This window comes from Shinella sp. 20P9.1.1 (assembly GCF_057798995.1).
On the sequence record NZ_JBYOLC010000017.1, the window covers coordinates 26,029 to 42,603 of the forward strand.

The window sequence follows — 16,575 nt, forward strand, 5'->3', positions numbered from 1 at the left end:
GGGGAAATCATGAAGCGTCTACAGCAAATCGCTGCAACCATTCTAGCCGCGATGGCATTGGTCATCGTCTTTGGCACGTCGGGGCTGGAATTCTGGAGCGGCATTTCACCTGGACCGCGCTTCATGCCTCTTCTGATCGCGTTGGGAATTTTCATCCTGTCTGCTGTCTACGTCATAGAAGTACGACAACAGGCGACGGACCTGCCGGATGATTTTCCACGAGGGGCCGATGGCCGCCGGGTTATTCTTCTGGCCTTTGCGATCGTTGCATTCGCTTTGATGTGCCTGCCCTTGGGCATGGTAATATCCGCTTTCTTGTTCGTCCTCCTCACGCTTGTTCAGGTTGCTCGGCAGCGACTTCTGCCGAGCCTGCTGGCGGCGGCCATCACCACGGCGGTGATCTATTCGATCTTTGTCGCATGGCTCGGAATGCGGCTGCCGACAGGTATCTTCGGAATTTAATTGGGAGGTGAGACTATGGATGGCCTGGGAGTGATCGCAGAGGGATTTGCCGTCGCATTTACGTGGAACGGCATCGTTGCCGTCTTTTTCGGTGTCCTGATCGGGCAGATCGTCGGGGCGCTACCCGGCTTGGGGCCTGCCGCAGGCATGGCGCTTCTGCTGCCGATCACCTTCGGCATGGACCCCACGGCGGCAATCATGATGCTTGCGGGTATTCTCTACGGTGGCATGTACGGTGGTACACTCACCTCCGTGCTTATCAACGTTCCGGGTGAATCCTCCAGCGTGATGACGGCGATCGATGGCCACCAGCTCGCCCGGGAGGGGCGCGCTGGTGCGGCTCTGTCGATTGCCGCCATTGGGTCCTTCATCGCCGGCATCGTCGGTACCTTTGCGCTTGCTATCGCCGCTGTTGCGATCAGTGCCATTGCCCTGAAATTCAATGCGCCTGAGTTCTTTCTCCTAGCTATGCTTGGAATTATCGCCACGGCCAGCCTGGGCACCGGGTCTCCCGTGAAGGCGCTGCTGATGGCGGGCTTCGGTCTGTCGATCGCGCTGATCGGCGTCGATCCGATCAGTGGGCTCAATCGGCTGACCTTCGGCAGTACGACGCTGCTGGACGGTATCGACTTCCTGCCCGTCGCAATCGGCCTGTTCGGCATTGCCGAAGTGCTCGTCTCGCTGGAAAGCATCAAGCGCGAGCCTGTCCTCTCCGCCAAGTTCAAGGATATGTGGCTGACAAAGGCGGAATGGTTGTCCTGCCGCATGGCGATCGTGCGCGGAACGGTGATCGGGTTTCTGGCCGGCCTGATGCCTGGTGCCGGCGCGACGATTGCGGCTTTTCTGGCCTACGTCGTCGAACGTCGGTATTCCAAGGCGCCTGAACGGTTCGGCCATGGCTCGCTTGACGGCATTGCCGCGTCCGAGACCGCCAACAACGCTTCGGTGACAGGTGCCCTCGCTCCGATGCTGGCACTTGGCATACCAGGATCGACGGGAACAGCCGTTCTCCTGGCTGCCCTGATCCTGCAGGGCATTCGGCCTGGCCCGACGTTGATGACGGACCAGCCGGTTCTCGTCTGGAGCCTCATTGCCTCCATGCTTCTGGGCAATGTTATCCTTCTCATCATGAACCTGCCGCTTGCGCCTGTCTTCGCGGCTTTCCTGCGCATTCCCTATGTCTATCTCGCTCCGGGGATCATCATGTTTTCGTTGATCGGCGCGTATGCCGCGACCCTCAGCTATTCCACCATGGTCATCGCTATGGTGTTTGGAGCGATCGGTTACGTCATGATCAAGCTTGACCTTCCCAGGGCGCCCTTGGTTCTGGCGCTCGTGCTCGCGCCGTTAATGGAAGAATCGCTGCGGCAGTCGTTGCTGCTGTCACTCGGAAATCCGATGATCTTCTTTACGCGCCCGTTTGCCCTGGTCTTGATCCTGCTGATCGCCGTCTTTCTGGCCATGCCCTTCCTGCTGCGACGTTTTGGCCGCGCTGCATTGCCGGGATAGATCTCAAAATTGGGAGCCTCTTGCAACGTTCAGCCGCCGGATTTATTCGGCGGCTTTTTCATTCGGGAGACCGGTTAAGGCGTCGAGAATGACGTTAACAAGCCGCCTGACCGGGGCGTTGCGTGGCCAGAGCATGCCGACCTCACGGTCGATACCTTTGCCGGGTGCCTCGAGACGCACGATATTCATGGGTTCTTGCCACGGGGCGGGCCAATCCGGCAGCAGCGATATTCCGAGGCCATTGGCCACCATGACGGCAATCGCCTCCAGCGAGTCCAGTTCCAGCCATTCGCGCGGTGCAATGCCATTTTCCTGGAGATATCTGGCGACCAGCCTGCCCCCCCAATTATTGCGGTCGTAGCGGATGAAGGGTTGGTTGCGGAAAAGCGCCTGCGGGCTTTCGCTGGCCAATGCTTTCTCGACCATCAGGATCAACCGCTCCGAACGCAAGGTCCTCCATTCGAGGGTTTTGGGGATCGAAAAAGGCGGTTTGACGATGATTGCCACGTCGATCTTTTCGTCCAGCAGTTTTTGATAGAGGTCGGCGGACGTGCCCGGCAGGAGGAACACCTCCACTTTGGGCATGTTTTCAAAAACGAACCGCAATGCGGGCGGCAGGATGCCAGTGAGGGCAGTGGAAATCGCGCCCAGCCGCAACTCGCCGAAAGCCTGCTCCTGATGTGCCAGCTCGCGCAAACGCCTCACGTCCGAAAGAACGCGGTGGCTTTGTTCAACAATCGCCTGACCTGCTTCAGTCGGGCCTACGCGGCGGCCTGCCCGCATAAGCAAGGTCGATCCGATTTCGTCTTCCAGCGCAGAGATCCGCTGCGCCACCGCCGCTGGCGTTATCCCGAGGCGGCGGGATGCTTCGGCCAATGAGCCATATTTTACAACCGCAACGAATGTCTCAAGAAATCGGGTTTCCATACATTACATTTACTATCTTCTAAACACATAAAAAGATAGCTTTTTTTCTTTATAATCCCGCTTACTGTCTTAACGACAGAAGGAGAAAACCAATGGATTTACAGATACAGGACAAGACGGCCCTGGTGTTTGGCGCAGGCGGAGGTCTCGGCGGCGCGATCGCCCGTTCGCTGGCGCGCGAGGGGGCGTCCGTCGTCGTCGCGGACATCGATGCCAAGGCAGCGACCGCAACAGCGGATGCGATCGTCAGCGAGGGCGGCAGGGCGTTCGTGCTCGAATGGGACATCGCTGATCTGTCGGTCACGACACAAAGGCTGGAAGAGATCAAAAAGCAGTTCGGCCCCGTCGATATTCTGGTCAACAACACCGGCGGCCCACCGCCGACGCCCGCCGCGGGACAGTCGGCCGAGGACTGGTCGAAGTTTTTCGACATGATGGTTCGGTCGGTTATCGTCGTGACGGATGCTGTCCTTTCCGGAATGCGTCAGCGCGGTTGGGGACGCATCATAACGTCGACATCGTCCGGCGTCGTGGCGCCGATCGCCAACCTCGGCATTTCCAACAGCCTGAGGCTGGCCCTCGTCGGCTGGTCGAAAACGCTGGCGCGCGAGGTCGGAGGCAATGGCATCACCGCCAACATCGTTCTGCCCGGTCGCATCGCGACAAAACGCATTGTCTTCCTTGACGAGCAGAAGGCCAAACGCGAAGGCCGGCCGGTCGAGGATGTGGCGAAAGAGAGCACTGGCTCCATTCCTGTCGGTCGCTACGGCAATCCGGAGGAATACGGCGACGCGGTTGCATTTCTTGCCAGTGCCCGCGCATCTTATATCACCGGTTCGGTGATCCGCATCGACGGGGGCTTGATCAACAGCATCTAACGAAACTGGGGATAGGGCATGCGAAGTCTGTCGGCCCGGCCCACAGAAACGAATGCCGAATCTGACGCAGATAGCGATTCTGGCGAGGGCTCCGGGGTCGTCGATACTTGGCTCCACTGGCCAGGGTAAGGCCACAAGCCAGATAGTAAAATTTAAGGACAAGCTATGAGCTTCAATGAACACTCCAAGGGTGTCTATGCAATTGCAACGACACCATTCCTTGCCGATGGGTCGCTCGACCACCCCTCGATCGACCGGCTGACGGATTTTTATCATGAGAGCGGTTGCACCGGCATCACGATTCTTGGCATTATGGGCGAAGCTCCAAAGCTTGAGGCACCGGAATCCCGTGCCATTATCAAGCAGGTGGTGGAGCGCTCGAAGATTCCGGTCATCGTCGGCGTGTCGGCACCGGGGTTCGCGGCCATGCGCTCCCTGGCGCGTAGCGCCATGGACATCGGCGCCGCCGGCGTAATGATCGCACCGACCCCGTCGTTGCGGACTGACGAGCAGATCGTCAACTACTTCGCCCAGGCGGTCGAGGCCGTTGGTGAGGACGTGCCCTGGGTGCTGCAGGACTATCCGCTGACCTTGTCCGTTGTTATGTCTACGAGCGTTGTAGCCAAGATCATCTCCGACCACCCGTCCTGTCTGATGCTGAAGCATGAAGACTGGCCCGGATTGGAAAAAGTCTCCAAGCTACGCGTGCTGCAGAAGGCTGGTGAACTGCGGCCGTTCTCCATACTGTGTGGAAACGGCGGCATGTTTCTGGACTTCGAGCCGGAACGCGGCGCAGACGGGGCCATGACCGGCTACGGCTTCCCGGACATGCTCGTGGAACTGATCGACCTGTTTGCTGCAGGGAAACGTGACGAGGCACACGATCTCTTCGACGCCCACCTGCCACTGATCCGTTACGAGCAGCAGCTTGGCATCGGGCTTGCTGTTCGCAAGCATGTGCTGATGCGGCGCGGCGTGATCACATCTGACGCGCAGCGAAAGCCGGCTATCGGACTTAGTGCCGCCGCGCGTGGTGAGGTCGATTATCTGCTCAAGAGAGTGGCGAAACACGATAAGCGCGCCGGTGTCTGACCATGATGAGGGGAGGGTCCCTTTGGCGCCCTTCTCAGCACCCTAATCTGGGAGTTCTTTCACGGACCAGTCGATATATGGCTGGGGAGCATAAGCTTCATGTTCTGTCGCTGAAATTGCTCCAGAATGGAGACCTACTGATGCAGGAAATGGCCTCTCCTTTTCACTCGGCTTCGTTTATCTCGCGGCCGTTATCAACTGGTTCTGCCGCCGCGTCCTGTCGCGGCGGCTGGCGATCAAGCTGGAAACAGCTTGCCGCATTGACAGGGTCAAAAAGGCAATCATTGAGCAGAGTTTCGAACCAGGCCAGACGGTATCTTCGACCGCTCGCCGCCATGGCGTTGCGCCCAATATGCTTTACCGGTGGCGCAGGCTCTTGAGTGAGGGAGGTGCTGCCGCCGTGGATTCAGACGAGCCGGTTGTCGGCAATTCGGAAGTGAAGAAGCTTGAAGACTGCGTCCGCGAGCTGGAGCGCATGCTCGGCCGCAAGACGATGGAGGTCGAGATACTCCGCGAAGCCCTTTCGAAAGCAGACTCAAAAAAACGGATATCGCGGCCGATCTTGTTGCCGAAGGACGGTTCCCGATGAAAGCCGTCGCAGACACGCAGCGGGTGTCCCGATCCAACCTCGTGGAGCGGTTGAAAGGCAGATCAAAGCCGCGCGGGCCCTATCGGAAGGCCGAGGATGCAGAGCTTCTGCCCGCCATTCGCAGGTTGGTGGATCAGAGGCCAACCTATGGCTATCGGCGGATCGCCGCTCTCCTCAATGGCGAAAGGCGAGCCGCCGATAAGCCTGTCGTCAACGCCAAACGGGTTCACCGCATCATGGGCAACCACGCCATGTTGCTGGTGAAGCATACGGCCGTTCGCAAGGGCCGCATCCATGACGGCAAGATTGGCGGGGCGATCGTCAGGATCGCCTCCGGTGCGGATGCGGCCACGATTGCCGCCGTCATTCAGGCCGTAAAGGCACAGTCGTGATCGGGCCGTCGGGAGCAGTCAAGGTCATGGTCGCCACCCGACCTGTCGACTTCCGCAAAGGTGCGGAGGGCCTGGCGGCGCTGGTCAAGGCCGAGATGGGTGCCGACCCGTTCTCGGGCACGATCTACGTGTATCGAGCCAAGCGCGCGGAGCGGATCAAGCTGGTCTTTTGGGACGGCAGCGGCGTCTGCCTAGTGTCCAAACGGCTTGAGGATGGCGAGTTCCATTGGCCCAGGATGCAGGACGGTGCGATGCGGCTGTCGGCCGCCCAGTTCTCGGCACTGTTCGAGGGGCGGGATTGGGAGCGCGTTCATGCGCCGATCGAGGCGCGTGTCCTGCAGAAGGCGGGATAGTCGCCGCGACCAATTGAATCAGGCTCATCCACGCCCTCGTCCTGGTCGCCGGATTATGCTGTTGTCGCACCATGACGATGACGGCCGACGAGCTTCCCGTGGCCTGCCCCCATCGGGTGATCCGGGTTTAATGTTAGTGCATGCTGGGTCTGACCGCTACCGCCGGGGTTGATGCCGGTCCGTTCTGACGCGGCCACACGGTGGCTTCGGGTGCTGGTGGCTTGTAGTTCAGTGATGAGTGCGGACGCACGGTGTTGTAGTGCTGCCGCCATCCCTCGATGATGATCTTCGCCTCCTTGAGCGTGTAGAAGATTTCTCCGTTGAGCAGTTCGTCCCTGAGTTTCGAGTTGAAACTCTCGCAGTAGCCGTTCTCCCACGGGCTGCCCGGCATGATGTAGGCCGTCTTGGCACCGACCAGCGCAATCCATTCCCTCAAAGCCTTGGCAATGAATTCCGGACCATTGTCGGAACGAATATGTGCCGGGATGCCGCGCAGGATGAAGAGGTCGGAAAGCACATCGATGACATCGACGGCCTTTAGTTTTCTCTCGACCCTTATGGCGATGCATTCTCGCGTGAACTCGTCGAGCACGTTTAACATGCGGATTTTCTTTCCATTGTGCGTGCGGTCCTCGACAAAATCGTAGGACCAGACATGGTTGGGGTATTCCGGTCGCAACATCGGCGTAGTGATCCGGCAGGAAGCCGATATAGGCGCCGGACAACAGAAGCAGCAGCGTGCCTTCCATATGCCGCGTCGCTGCCGCCCAGTTGAAGTTTACGCCGGGCGGGCCTCCCCCTTCGGCCGCTTCATCGCGAAAGCAGAGCCGCTCGCAGCCGTTAGCGACATCGCGCCGATCCTGCGCGGCGCACTCGCACTGCCAGAGCAGGAGGAGGGGCGTTTCCGACATCAGCAGAAACACATCTGCCAACACTTCCCCGAGCGTCGGACGCCCTATTCGCCTGGAACGTTCCCCTCGTTTGTACATTGTCCAGCCAGCTCAGGAGGCGGAAATGGGTCGTTTTTACTTCAAGATACAAGATCAGGACGGCGTGCTGCAGCCGCATCGCGGTTTCGACTTCGTTGACCTGGATTAGGCAAAGGGAGAGGCAAGGACGCTTTTGGCGGAAATGGCGATTGATGGACTGCCGAACGAGCCGATCGGCAGCATTTCAGTCGAACTGCAGGACGCCAATCGTGTTCCGATTGTAACGTTTCGGTTGGTTCTCGAGGCGATACCGCATGGTGCCTGTGAGACTTGATTTGTCCGCTGACAACGTTGTCTGGAGAACCTGTTCAGGTGCTACTCCGTTTAGATTTAATGATGCGTCATGGATACGGGTTTCTTCAGGCGGGACGCCGTAGAGGTCGCCGCACATCTCATAGGTATGCGTCTTTTGGTTAACGGCGTGGGTGGCATCTTTGTGGAAACGGAGGCCTACCAACAAGATGATGAAGCCTTGCACAGCCACCGGGGTCGGACAGTTGCCAATGCCGCCATGTTTGGAACGCCGGCAAGCGCATATGTCTATCGATCCTATGGGCTGCACTAACATGGGATTGTCGTCGATCCAGGGCCGATTGCCTCCATCGGTCTTGAAGGGAATCAGATCACGATCATGACGCCGGCACGTGCCCTTCACTTTTCAGTCGTCTATCCGGCACTCGGATCCGACATTCGTTCTGGACTCGTCTCTGCCATTGGGGCTGCGTTGACACCGGAAGGGTGCGTCGTAGTCGATACTCATCAGAGAACGACGATCCCGGGCATTTACGCTGCCGGAGACGTGGTGATTGGCCTGGACCAGATCAGCCATGCCATGGGGCAGGCGGGCGTTGCCGCGACAACCATCAGAAACGACCTCTGCGAGCTTACGACCCTCGTCCGTTCATAGAATGGAACATTCCCGGACGACACTGGTTTCCCTCACAAGGTCGTGACGTGTCAATCGGACATGACGGAGATGGCGAACGCAGCGATTTTTCCGATTTCTCGCTGCGGGCAACGAAGCGCCAGGCGAGCGCCCAACCCGTCCGTCACGGCCTTGATTTCATCATGCCGTCTAAGAACTGATCCCGGTCCATTAGCGGGCCGCGGGGTCCGTGTGCAGCGGGAGGTTGCCCGCATATTTACAGAGGACCTGGACGTGGCGGAGCGCACTGCGCAGGGGATGGAAAGCAGACGAGCACAACGCGCCGAACGTCGGCAAAGGTTACCTGGAGCGGCTCCCGCTTGCCAGCGTCAATACGGGCATTGCCGATCGAGCTGAGATCTGGACACATTTGCGTGGCGATTGCCCGCCCGCTACCGATATGAAAAATGCTCCGTTTCTGATCAGACGAGCATTCGTGATGAATGGTCCTGAGGCTCCGTTTGCTTCCAACGATATGCTGGCGCATATCCTGACCTTTGGGCCACCTGACATTCTGTGTGTATGGGGGCTTGGGGTAGCGGAAGACATCCTCCTCGCCTGCAAGTCCAGCTACAAAATATACAATTCCATCGATGCACCGCCCCTGCGCGTGCCGCCCGAGGTCAGCCGTCATTTCGACCTCGTGCTGACCGGCGCCGAGTGGCAGTCGCAGGAGGTTTGCGGCCGACATCCCCGTATGGAAATCGCCGTTCTCCCCATCGGGCCGGAGTTCGCCTCGGAAAGCACGTTCCATCCGATCGATGGCTCCAAAGATTATGACGTCATCTATGTCGCGGCGGCTCAGGGCTATAAGCGGCACGATATTCTTTTCGACGCGATGTCAAAGCTCCCGCGGTCGATCCGCGCCTTGTGTGTTTTCGGCTATGGGGAAATGAGCGAGGCGTTGCGGGAGCAGGCTGTCGACCTAAATATCAATGTCGACTTCGTCGGGCCGCCCGGCGTTCCTTTTGCCGATGTCAACCGGTTGATGAACCGTGCAAAGATCGGCGTCGTCTGCGGCGTTGAGGACGGCGCGCCAGCAATCCTCACCGAATATATGCTGGCCGGTTTACCGGTGCTTGCGAATAGCGCACTTCGCTGCGGGCTTCAGTATATCACGCCGCGGACTGGCCGTGCGGTGCCAGCGGAACAGTTTCACCAAGGCATCCTCGAGATGCTTGATACTACATCCAGTTTCTCGCCACGGCAGACGGTTCTCGACAACTGGACGTGGCCGCACTCCATCCGGAAATTGCAGGTGTATATCAATTCTTTCGAATATTAGAACGGTTTCAGTTTTTGCGGAACATTGCCCTCACGAGGAGGTTTGCATCCGACTCTCAAACGCGGATCTACGATGAATTTTCCCACTTCAATTATCCCGGCCCCACATGCAGCAATAACGCGCGATGCGCCGTTGATTTGCTTTTCCCATCTCAGATGGGATTTTGTTCTCCAGCGGCCGCAGCATCTCATGGGGCGTTTCGCGAAAGAGCGGCGCGTTTTCTACTTCGAAGAGTTCATTCCGACGGATCATCATCTCGCTTACCTGGAGATCCATCCGTTCGAGGGGACGACCGTCAAGTCCGTGCGTCCCCGCATTCCGCAAGGATGGAGTGCAGAGCGGCGTGAGCAGGCGCTCGGAAAACTGCTCGATGAACTTCTCGGGCTTTGCGGCGCGCAGCGCCCGATCCTGTGGTTCTACACACCGATGATGTATGGCTTCGCGCGCCACGTCGCCGCCGCCGCTGTTGTCTATGACTGCATGGACGAACTGGCCAACTTCAAGTTCGCCCCAGCCGAGATCAAGACGATGGAAGCAGCGCTCATTGCGCGTGCCGATGTGGTTTTTACGGGCGGATACAGCCTCTACGAAGCCAAATGCCACCAGCATGGTAACATGCATCCATTTCCCTCAAGCGTCGATGCGAACCATTTCCGGTCGGCACGACTGTCGGCAGCGGATCCCTCCGATCAACGCTCGATCCCGGGTCCCAGGCTCGGCTACTACGGCGTCATCGACGAGCGCCTCGATCTTGCGCTAATCGGTGCCGTGGCCCGGGCAAGGCCTCATCTGTCCTTTGTCTTCATCGGTCCGCTAGCCAAGATCACGCCTGATGACCTTCCGCGGGCAGCGAACGTTCATTATCTTGGCCAGAAGCCATACAGAGAGCTCCCGCTCTATCTCGCGGGATGGGAGGTGGCATTGATGCCGTTCGCCCTGAACGAGGCAACGAAGTTCATCAGTCCCACCAAGACGCCGGAATATCTGGCGGCCGGCCGTCCCGTTGTAAGCACGCCGATCAAGGATGTCGTCCGCCACTACGGCACAGTCCCCGGTGTTTTCCTTGCCGGAGATACTCAAAGTTTTGCAAAGGCCTGCGACGACGCACTTGCTCTCAAGCGGCGCGGCACGGGCTGGCTGGCACCGATCGATGCCATCCTCGCACGTTCTTCCTGGGATGATACTTTTCTCGCCATGCGATCGCTGTTGGAAAAGGCAATCGTCCGGGCTGAAGCGCCGGAGCAGCCGCGTACGAGCAGCCGCCAGCATCTGGCGGATGCCGTGGCTATCGCCGCGCAATGAACAAAAACCGTTTGCGCGTTGTGCTTGCTACAGACAGCCTAAATCCATCCGGCATGGGCGAGCACATGCTGACCCTCGCTCAAGCGTTCCAGGGCGAGTTCGATGTTGTGCTCGCCGCGCTGGACGCGTCGGGACTGATTGCGCGTGCCGCGCGACGGGGCCTGGCTGTCAAGGCCATGGACGATATGCCATCCTTCGAGCGCTGGCTCCGGTCGTCCGATGTGTCATTGCTTCATGTTCATGCGGGAATTGGCTGGGAGGGACACACGATTGCACACGCGGGTGTTGCCTGCGCAATCCCCGTCATTCGTACCGAACACCTCCCCTATTTGTTGACCGATAGCGATCAGAAGGACCAGTTTCAGCGGCACTGCGCCAACTTGGCGCATCACATCGTGGTATCGCAGGCCTCCCGGGCGAGTTTCGAAGCCAACAATGTGTCTGCCGACCAGCTGACGGTCGTACGCAACGGCATATATGCGCTGGATGTGGAACCGGACAGTGAGAGCGTGCGGTCCGAACTGGGGCTGGCTGGCAGAACCGTTCTGCTTACGGTGGCTCGCTTCGCAGCGCAGAAAGACCATGTGTCCCTGATTAGAGCGATGCCTGCAATTCTCGCCGTGGACCCTTCGGTCGTACTGCTTCTTGCGGGCGAAGGCGAGGAGAGGGAGAGTGTCGGTTTGCTGGTCGAAGCCATGGCGCTAGGCGATCATGTCCGGCTGCTTGGACAGCGCTCGGATATCGCAAGCCTGATGTCGGTAGCCACACTTTTCGTCCTTCCATCGCGCTTCGAAGGTCTGCCGCTTGCCGTGCTGGAAGCGATGTCGGTGGGACGCGCGGTGGTCGCGACCAACATCGATGGCACCGTGGAAGCGCTTGGAACGGACCATCCATTCCTCGCGGAACCGGAAGATCCAGCATCGATTGCGCAGATCGTCATCGACGCGCTCGGCGATCCTGTACGCGCGGCCGCGGTCGGCGCAGCCGGAAGGCTGCGTTTTCAGCACGGGTTTTCAGCCCAGCGCATGGCCGCGGAGACGCAGGCTGTTTATCGGCGTTTTCTGTCCGAACGGACGGTCGCCCGACAAGGAGAGACCATGAACAGGACCCGCATCGGCTTTATCGGCGTCGGGGGTATTGCCCACCGTCACCTCGATATTCTGGCCGGCTTCGAAGACGTGGCGCTCGTTGCGTTCGCGGATCCAGATTTAGAGCGCGCCGTACAAGCCGCGGCACGATTTGGCGCGACAGCTTTTGAAAGCCATGAGGCGATGCTGGAGGCGGAGACGTTGGATGCGGTGTATATCTGCATCCCGCCCTTTGCGCATGGCGCCGCCGAACGCGCTTTGATCGAACGATGTATCCCGTTCTTCGTCGAGAAGCCCATTACGCTCGATATCGGCCTTGCCGAAGAGCTGAGGGCCGCAATCGAGGCGGCGAAGCTGATTACTGCGGTCGGCTATCACTGGCGCTATCTCGATACGGTGGAGGAGGCACGTCGGCTTCTCGCCGACAACCCCGCTCAGCTTCTATCCGGTTATTGGCTCGATCAGACGCCTCCGCCGCAATGGTGGTGGAAGAACGAAGGATCCGGCGGGCAGATGGTCGAGCAGACCACCCACATCATCGATCTTGCCCGCTATCTCATTGGCGAAGTAACGGATGTCTATGGCCGCGTCGGATTTAAGGAGCGGCCCGATTTTCCAGGTCTCGACGTGCCCGCCGTCACGACGGCGAGCCTCACATTCCAGTCCGGCGTCATCGCCAACATCGCATCGACCTGCCTTCTTGGCTGGAATCACAAGGTCGGACTGAACATCTTTGCCGACCGGTTGGCAATCGAACTCACCGACCATGACATCATGGTCGATGTCGGTGCCGGACGGCCGGTCCGCCAAGCCGAGGGCGATCCGGTCTGGCGGGAAGACCGCGATTTCGTCAATGCCGTGCGCGGCGGGGAAAATCATATCCGCTGCGACTATGGCGATGCACTGGCCACCCACCGCCTTGCGCTGGCGGTTGTTTCGTCCGCGCGCAGCGGTGAGCCGGTCAGCATCCTTCCGCCCGTCCTGAGCCGCAATGCCGAAGCCCTGCTCGCGAAGCAGCCACGCGCCGAGATGACCGACGGACTTCCGCCGGGTCATCGCGCCATCCGTTCCCTCGGCATCGAAAGCCCCGGCAAGGCATTCTTCCTCCGCTACGCGGAAGGTCCCCCGGCTAATGGCCAGATACGGCTGGAAACGCTCTATACCGGCTTTTCTGCCGGAACCGAGTTGACGTTCATGAAGAACACCAACCCATACTTCCACTCCCGCTTCGATGGTGGCCGCGGCGTGTTCGTCGAAAATGAGCCGGACCTTCGGTATCCGGTGCCGTTTCTTGGTTATATGGAGGTTGCGAGGGTTTCGGAGTCGCGCGCTGGCGGTTTTTCCAACGGCGACATCCTCGCTACGACTTATGCCCACAAGACTGGACATATAGCCGATCCATTCCACGACCTTCTTGTCCCGTTGCCGGCCGACGTCGATCCGATGCTCGGCGTCTTCGTCGCGCAGATGGGCCCGATCGCCGCAAACGGCATCCTGCATGCAGATGCGGACGCGCTCGGCTTCGCCGTCCCCCTTCTGGGCGTCGGCATCATCGGCCGCCAGGTCATCGTGCTCGGTGCGGGAACGGTTGGGCTGATGACCGCGCTCTTTGCTCAGAAGCTCGGGGCGTCGGATGTCATCCTTGCCGACCCCTCGCCGTTTCGACGGGGCAGGGCGCAGGCCATGGGACTTACGGCAATGGGGGAAGATGACGCGTGGCAGCACGCAAAAGCGCGTTGGCATAACGGCGGAAGCGATCGAGGGGCCGACATCGTATTCCAGACGCGCGCCCAGGCGCAAAGCCTGCATGTGGCACTGAAGGCGCTTCGCCCGCAGGGCACGGTGATCGATCTCGCCTTCTACCAAGGCGCTGCTGATGCGCTGCGCCTGGGCGAGGAATTCCACCACAACGGCCTGAACATCCGTTGCGCGCAGATCAACCGTGTGCCGCGCGGGCTGGCACCGTCCTGGAACAGGCGCCGGCTGGCCGAGGAAACCATCCAGCTTCTTAGAAGCCATGGGACCAGCATTCGCGAGCATATGATCACGCATGTCGTGCCATTCGATGACGGGCCGGCGTTCCTGGCCGACCTGGTCGAAAACCGTCCAGACTTCCTGCAGATCGTCTTCAAGGTCGAATAATGAGCTTGGTCCAACAGCCCATCCGTATCCTGTTCGTTTTCGGCTGGCTGGTCGTCGGCGGTGAAGAGACGGAGGTCCGGCTCCTGGCGCGCAACCTGGATCGCCTTCGCTATCGGATTGACGTGGTGGCCTGTTTCCGCAAACCCAACATGCCTTACCAGACCCATGAGCAGCTGACGAAACTCGGCGTCGATGTTGACACGACCCCCTACCAGCTCTCGTTCGAGGACACGGTTTCCTACTTGGCAATCAAGATCGCTGGATATGACGTGGTGGTCTCGTGCCAGAATGTCGCCGATATCTATCCGGCCATGGAGCGCATGCACCTTCGTCCACCTCTCATCGAGCATGGCGGGCTTGTCTCGGAAGCGCTGGCGGGGCCGAAGCACTTCACCAGCCGCTATGTCGGTGTCTGCCGGTCCATCCGCGACGCCGCGGCGTCCATTATGCCGGGACGCGAAACCGATGCGGTCGAAATCCCCTCGATGGTAGATCTCTCGGAGTTCGATCGGAGGCAGCGCACTCCGATGCGCGCGTCATTGGGCGTGGGGGACGACGGCATTCTCATCGGTTGGGTCGGACGGCTCGATCCGAAAAAGAACGTCGAGGACTTCATCGACGCGGCGGCACTGGTCTATGCGAAGAACAAATCGGCGCGCTTTGTCATCGTCGGCGGACCGGATGCATTCATGCCGGACTATGCGGTCCAGTTACAGCTTCTTGCCGCGACACACGGGCTAACCGGCGTGCTGACCTTTCTTGGCGATCGCACGGACATTCCCGCGCTCCTGTCTGCCTTCGATATTTTTATCTGGCTTTCGCGGGGAGAAGGTATGCCCCATGTGATCGCGGAGGCGGGCGCGGCTAGACTTCCCGTTGTCGCGACGCCCGACAACGGAGCGCTCCAACAGATCGACGATGGTGTCTCCGGCCTCTTTGTACCGTATAACGACCCGGTTGCCGTCGCCGCCGCGATGACGCAACTCATCGCGTCGACGGAACTGCGCCAAAGTCTCGGGCAGGCCCTGCGCCGGAAGGTAGACGGACACTACAGTGCTGCCGCCGTGGTGCCTCAGTGGGAGAATCTCATCCAGGAGGTCATCGACGCTCGCGCAAAAGCCGGGCCGACGGGTTTGTTCCAATCTTTCCTGCAAGGCGGCTTCGAGTGCTCCACGCATCGCCTGCGTCCAGGCGAAGGTCAAATGGTTGGAAAACGCCTCGATGTCATCGCTTCGACGGGGCACGACGCCTTTGCCGCCATCGACTATGCACAGCTCGCCGGTCACGCGATCCGCACGGTGCGCGATGGACTACGCTGGCATTTGATCGAGACAACCCCTGCAAGTTATGACTGGTCGAGTTTCCTGCCGATGCTCCGTGCCGCAAGGGAGACCGGAACGGAAGTAATTTGGGATTTGCTGCATTACGGCTGGCCCGATGACATCGACATCTGGAAACCGGATTTTATCTCGCGTTTCGCGCGATTTGCCGCTGCTGCGGCAAAAGTGGTGCGTGCGGAAAGCGGCGCTATTCCATTTTACTCGCCCGTCAACGAAATCTCGTTTTTCGCATGGGGCGGTGGAGACGCCGGGTATCTCAATCCGTTCGCAAATGGACGCGGTTTCGAACTGAAAATACAGTTGGCGCGGGCGTCGATCGCGGCGATGGAGGCCATCCGTTCCGTCGAACCAAGAGCGCGGTTCGTTCACTGCGATCCGGTGATTAACGTCGTCACCGATCCGTCCCGTCCATGGGAACGTGGTGTTGCAGAAGGCCACCGGCTGTCGCAGTTCCAAGGCTGGGATCTGCTGGCTGGACGAATGTGGCCCCAGATCGGCGGTGCCGAAACGTACCTCGATATTGTCGGCGTCAATTACTATCACAACAACCAATGGATCCACGGCGGTCCACCCATCGAAACCGATCATCCGCTTTACAAGCCGCTGCACACGATTCTCGTCGAAACCTATGCACGGTACGGAAAGCCCATCTTCATTGCGGAGACAGGTATTGAAGGCGACCGGCGCGAAAGCTGGATCAGGTACGTTCACTCGGAGGTGCTGGCGGCTATGGACGCAGGCGTTCCCGTCGAAGCGATATGTCTTTATCCGATCGTGGATCATCTTGGTTGGGATAACGACCGTGCATGCGAAAACGGCCTGCTTTCGCGAGTGCCTTCCATTGACGGGCGCGCGGTTCACTCGGCTCTCGCGCGCGCAATCCACTATATAGGGCTAGATCGCATTTAACGGTCGGCGGCGCTGCAGCCCATATCAGTGGCGAGCCATAACTCATTTCCTCATAAGGGGACTGTAATCGATGGTAAAGTGCTTGCCACGCTTGGTCCGTACTTGGTGAAAGTACGCCGCGTCAACGATAACCCTTACGATCCGGCGCATCATCTCTTGTATTAACCCATCCGACGCCCGACTGGACCGAACCGCCGGCGTGAGCAGGAAGCGCTGAAACCCGGCGTTCGTTAGTCAAGACTGAACCAACTCGAAATAAGCCGGCGGACAGGGCTCGCCGGCTTCATGCGAATAGGGACATATGCGAGCGCAATTCTAGCAAGCGCGACAAACGCAGTAGAAAACGAGAGAGCCTGCCTCAAATGAATTGCCTGGCCTTGTCCCACGGGCGCC

12 protein-coding genes and 3 pseudogenes are annotated in these 16,575 nt (G+C 59.5%); 12 read left to right on the forward strand and 3 right to left on the reverse strand.

Annotated elements, in window-relative coordinates:
- Positions 1–9 precede the first annotated feature (9 nt).
- Positions 10–462: a tripartite tricarboxylate transporter TctB family protein gene (locus AC27VQ_RS22990; protein WP_488718135.1), complete on the forward strand. Its 453-nt coding sequence runs from the start codon at positions 10–12 to the stop codon at positions 460–462.
- Between the two features lie 15 nt (positions 463–477).
- Positions 478–1,971, forward strand: coding sequence for a tripartite tricarboxylate transporter permease (locus tag AC27VQ_RS22995; RefSeq protein WP_488718136.1), 1,494 nt, complete (start codon positions 478–480; stop codon positions 1,969–1,971).
- 42 nt (positions 1,972–2,013) lie between these two features.
- Here AC27VQ_RS22995 and AC27VQ_RS23000 read toward each other — a convergent pair whose 3' ends face one another.
- Positions 2,014–2,898, reverse strand: coding sequence for a LysR family transcriptional regulator (locus tag AC27VQ_RS23000; RefSeq protein ID WP_488718137.1), 885 nt, complete (start codon positions 2,896–2,898; stop codon positions 2,014–2,016).
- A 92-nt stretch (positions 2,899–2,990) separates the two neighbouring features.
- Between AC27VQ_RS23000 and AC27VQ_RS23005 the strand changes: the two genes are divergently transcribed.
- Positions 2,991–3,776 carry an SDR family oxidoreductase gene (locus AC27VQ_RS23005; RefSeq protein WP_488718138.1) on the forward strand — a complete coding sequence of 262 codons (786 nt, stop codon included), beginning with the start codon at positions 2,991–2,993 and terminating at the stop codon, positions 3,774–3,776.
- 165 nt (positions 3,777–3,941) lie between these two features.
- Entirely contained in the window at positions 3,942–4,868 is a 927-nt protein-coding gene (locus AC27VQ_RS23010; protein WP_488718139.1) for a dihydrodipicolinate synthase family protein, read from the forward strand.
- A gap of 163 nt (positions 4,869–5,031) precedes the next feature.
- On the opposite strand, the gene AC27VQ_RS23015 is transcribed toward AC27VQ_RS23010, so the two are convergent.
- Positions 5,032–5,205, reverse strand: coding sequence for a hypothetical protein (locus AC27VQ_RS23015; protein WP_488718140.1), 174 nt, complete (start codon positions 5,203–5,205; stop codon positions 5,032–5,034).
- Between AC27VQ_RS23015 and AC27VQ_RS23020 the strand changes: the two are divergent.
- Positions 5,140–5,765, forward strand: a pseudogene (locus AC27VQ_RS23020) (transposase); the annotation flags it as partial. The gene AC27VQ_RS23015 and the pseudogene AC27VQ_RS23020 sit on opposite strands and share 66 nt — an antisense overlap.
- Before the next feature lie 80 nt (positions 5,766–5,845).
- On the forward strand, positions 5,846–6,202 hold the full coding sequence (tnpB, locus tag AC27VQ_RS23025; RefSeq protein WP_488718141.1) for an IS66 family insertion sequence element accessory protein TnpB: 357 nt from the start codon (positions 5,846–5,848) through the stop codon (positions 6,200–6,202).
- A gap of 133 nt (positions 6,203–6,335) precedes the next feature.
- On the opposite strand, the pseudogene AC27VQ_RS23030 reads toward tnpB, so the two are convergent.
- Positions 6,336–6,881: pseudogene (locus tag AC27VQ_RS23030) on the reverse strand (IS3 family transposase); the annotation flags it as partial.
- 653 nt (positions 6,882–7,534) lie between these two features.
- Here AC27VQ_RS23030 and AC27VQ_RS23035 point away from each other — a divergent pair.
- The 6 genes and pseudogenes from AC27VQ_RS23035 to AC27VQ_RS23060 all read left to right on the forward strand — a co-directional run bounded on the left by AC27VQ_RS23035 (position 7,535) and on the right by AC27VQ_RS23060 (position 16,182).
- Entirely contained in the window at positions 7,535–7,756 is a 222-nt protein-coding gene (locus AC27VQ_RS23035) for a DNA-3-methyladenine glycosylase (RefSeq protein ID WP_488718142.1), read from the forward strand.
- A gap of 66 nt (positions 7,757–7,822) precedes the next feature.
- Positions 7,823–8,098: an FAD-dependent oxidoreductase gene (locus AC27VQ_RS23040; RefSeq protein ID WP_488718143.1), complete on the forward strand. Its 276-nt coding sequence runs from the start codon at positions 7,823–7,825 to the stop codon at positions 8,096–8,098.
- A 265-nt stretch (positions 8,099–8,363) separates the two neighbouring features.
- Positions 8,364–9,401 (forward strand): glycosyltransferase, encoded by a 1,038-nt coding sequence (locus tag AC27VQ_RS23045; RefSeq protein ID WP_488718185.1) that lies wholly within the window; start codon positions 8,364–8,366, stop codon positions 9,399–9,401.
- Between the two features lie 189 nt (positions 9,402–9,590).
- Positions 9,591–10,676: pseudogene (locus AC27VQ_RS23050) on the forward strand (glycosyltransferase); the annotation flags it as partial.
- Between the two features lie 23 nt (positions 10,677–10,699).
- Positions 10,700–13,933 carry a glycosyltransferase gene (locus AC27VQ_RS23055; RefSeq protein ID WP_488718144.1) on the forward strand — a complete coding sequence of 1,078 codons (3,234 nt, stop codon included), beginning with the start codon at positions 10,700–10,702 and terminating at the stop codon, positions 13,931–13,933.
- Complete coding sequence (locus tag AC27VQ_RS23060; RefSeq protein ID WP_488718145.1) at positions 13,933–16,182, forward strand: glycosyltransferase family 4 protein; 2,250 nt, start codon at positions 13,933–13,935, stop codon at positions 16,180–16,182. The genes AC27VQ_RS23055 and AC27VQ_RS23060 overlap by 1 nt, the downstream gene beginning before the upstream one ends.
- Positions 16,183–16,575 lie beyond the last annotated feature (393 nt).

Excerpts from the sequence above, each read along its gene's own strand:
- AC27VQ_RS23005 (WP_488718138.1), top strand. The coding sequence starts at position 2,991 with ATGGATTTACAGATACAGGACAAGACGGCCCTGGTGTTTGGCGCAGGC.
- AC27VQ_RS23000 (WP_488718137.1), bottom strand. The coding sequence starts at position 2,898 with ATGGAAACCCGATTTCTTGAGACATTCGTTGCGGTTGTAAAATATGGC.
- AC27VQ_RS22995 (WP_488718136.1), top strand. The coding sequence starts at position 478 with ATGGATGGCCTGGGAGTGATCGCAGAGGGATTTGCCGTCGCATTTACG.
- AC27VQ_RS23035 (WP_488718142.1), top strand. The coding sequence starts at position 7,535 with ATGGATACGGGTTTCTTCAGGCGGGACGCCGTAGAGGTCGCCGCACAT.
- AC27VQ_RS22990 (WP_488718135.1), top strand. The coding sequence starts at position 10 with ATGAAGCGTCTACAGCAAATCGCTGCAACCATTCTAGCCGCGATGGCA.
- AC27VQ_RS23010 (WP_488718139.1), top strand. The coding sequence starts at position 3,942 with ATGAGCTTCAATGAACACTCCAAGGGTGTCTATGCAATTGCAACGACA.
- AC27VQ_RS23055 (WP_488718144.1), top strand. The coding sequence starts at position 10,700 with ATGAACAAAAACCGTTTGCGCGTTGTGCTTGCTACAGACAGCCTAAAT.
- AC27VQ_RS23015 (WP_488718140.1), bottom strand. The coding sequence starts at position 5,205 with ATGGCGGCGAGCGGTCGAAGATACCGTCTGGCCTGGTTCGAAACTCTG.
- AC27VQ_RS23060 (WP_488718145.1), top strand. The coding sequence starts at position 13,933 with ATGAGCTTGGTCCAACAGCCCATCCGTATCCTGTTCGTTTTCGGCTGG.
- AC27VQ_RS23040 (WP_488718143.1), top strand. The coding sequence starts at position 7,823 with ATGACGCCGGCACGTGCCCTTCACTTTTCAGTCGTCTATCCGGCACTC.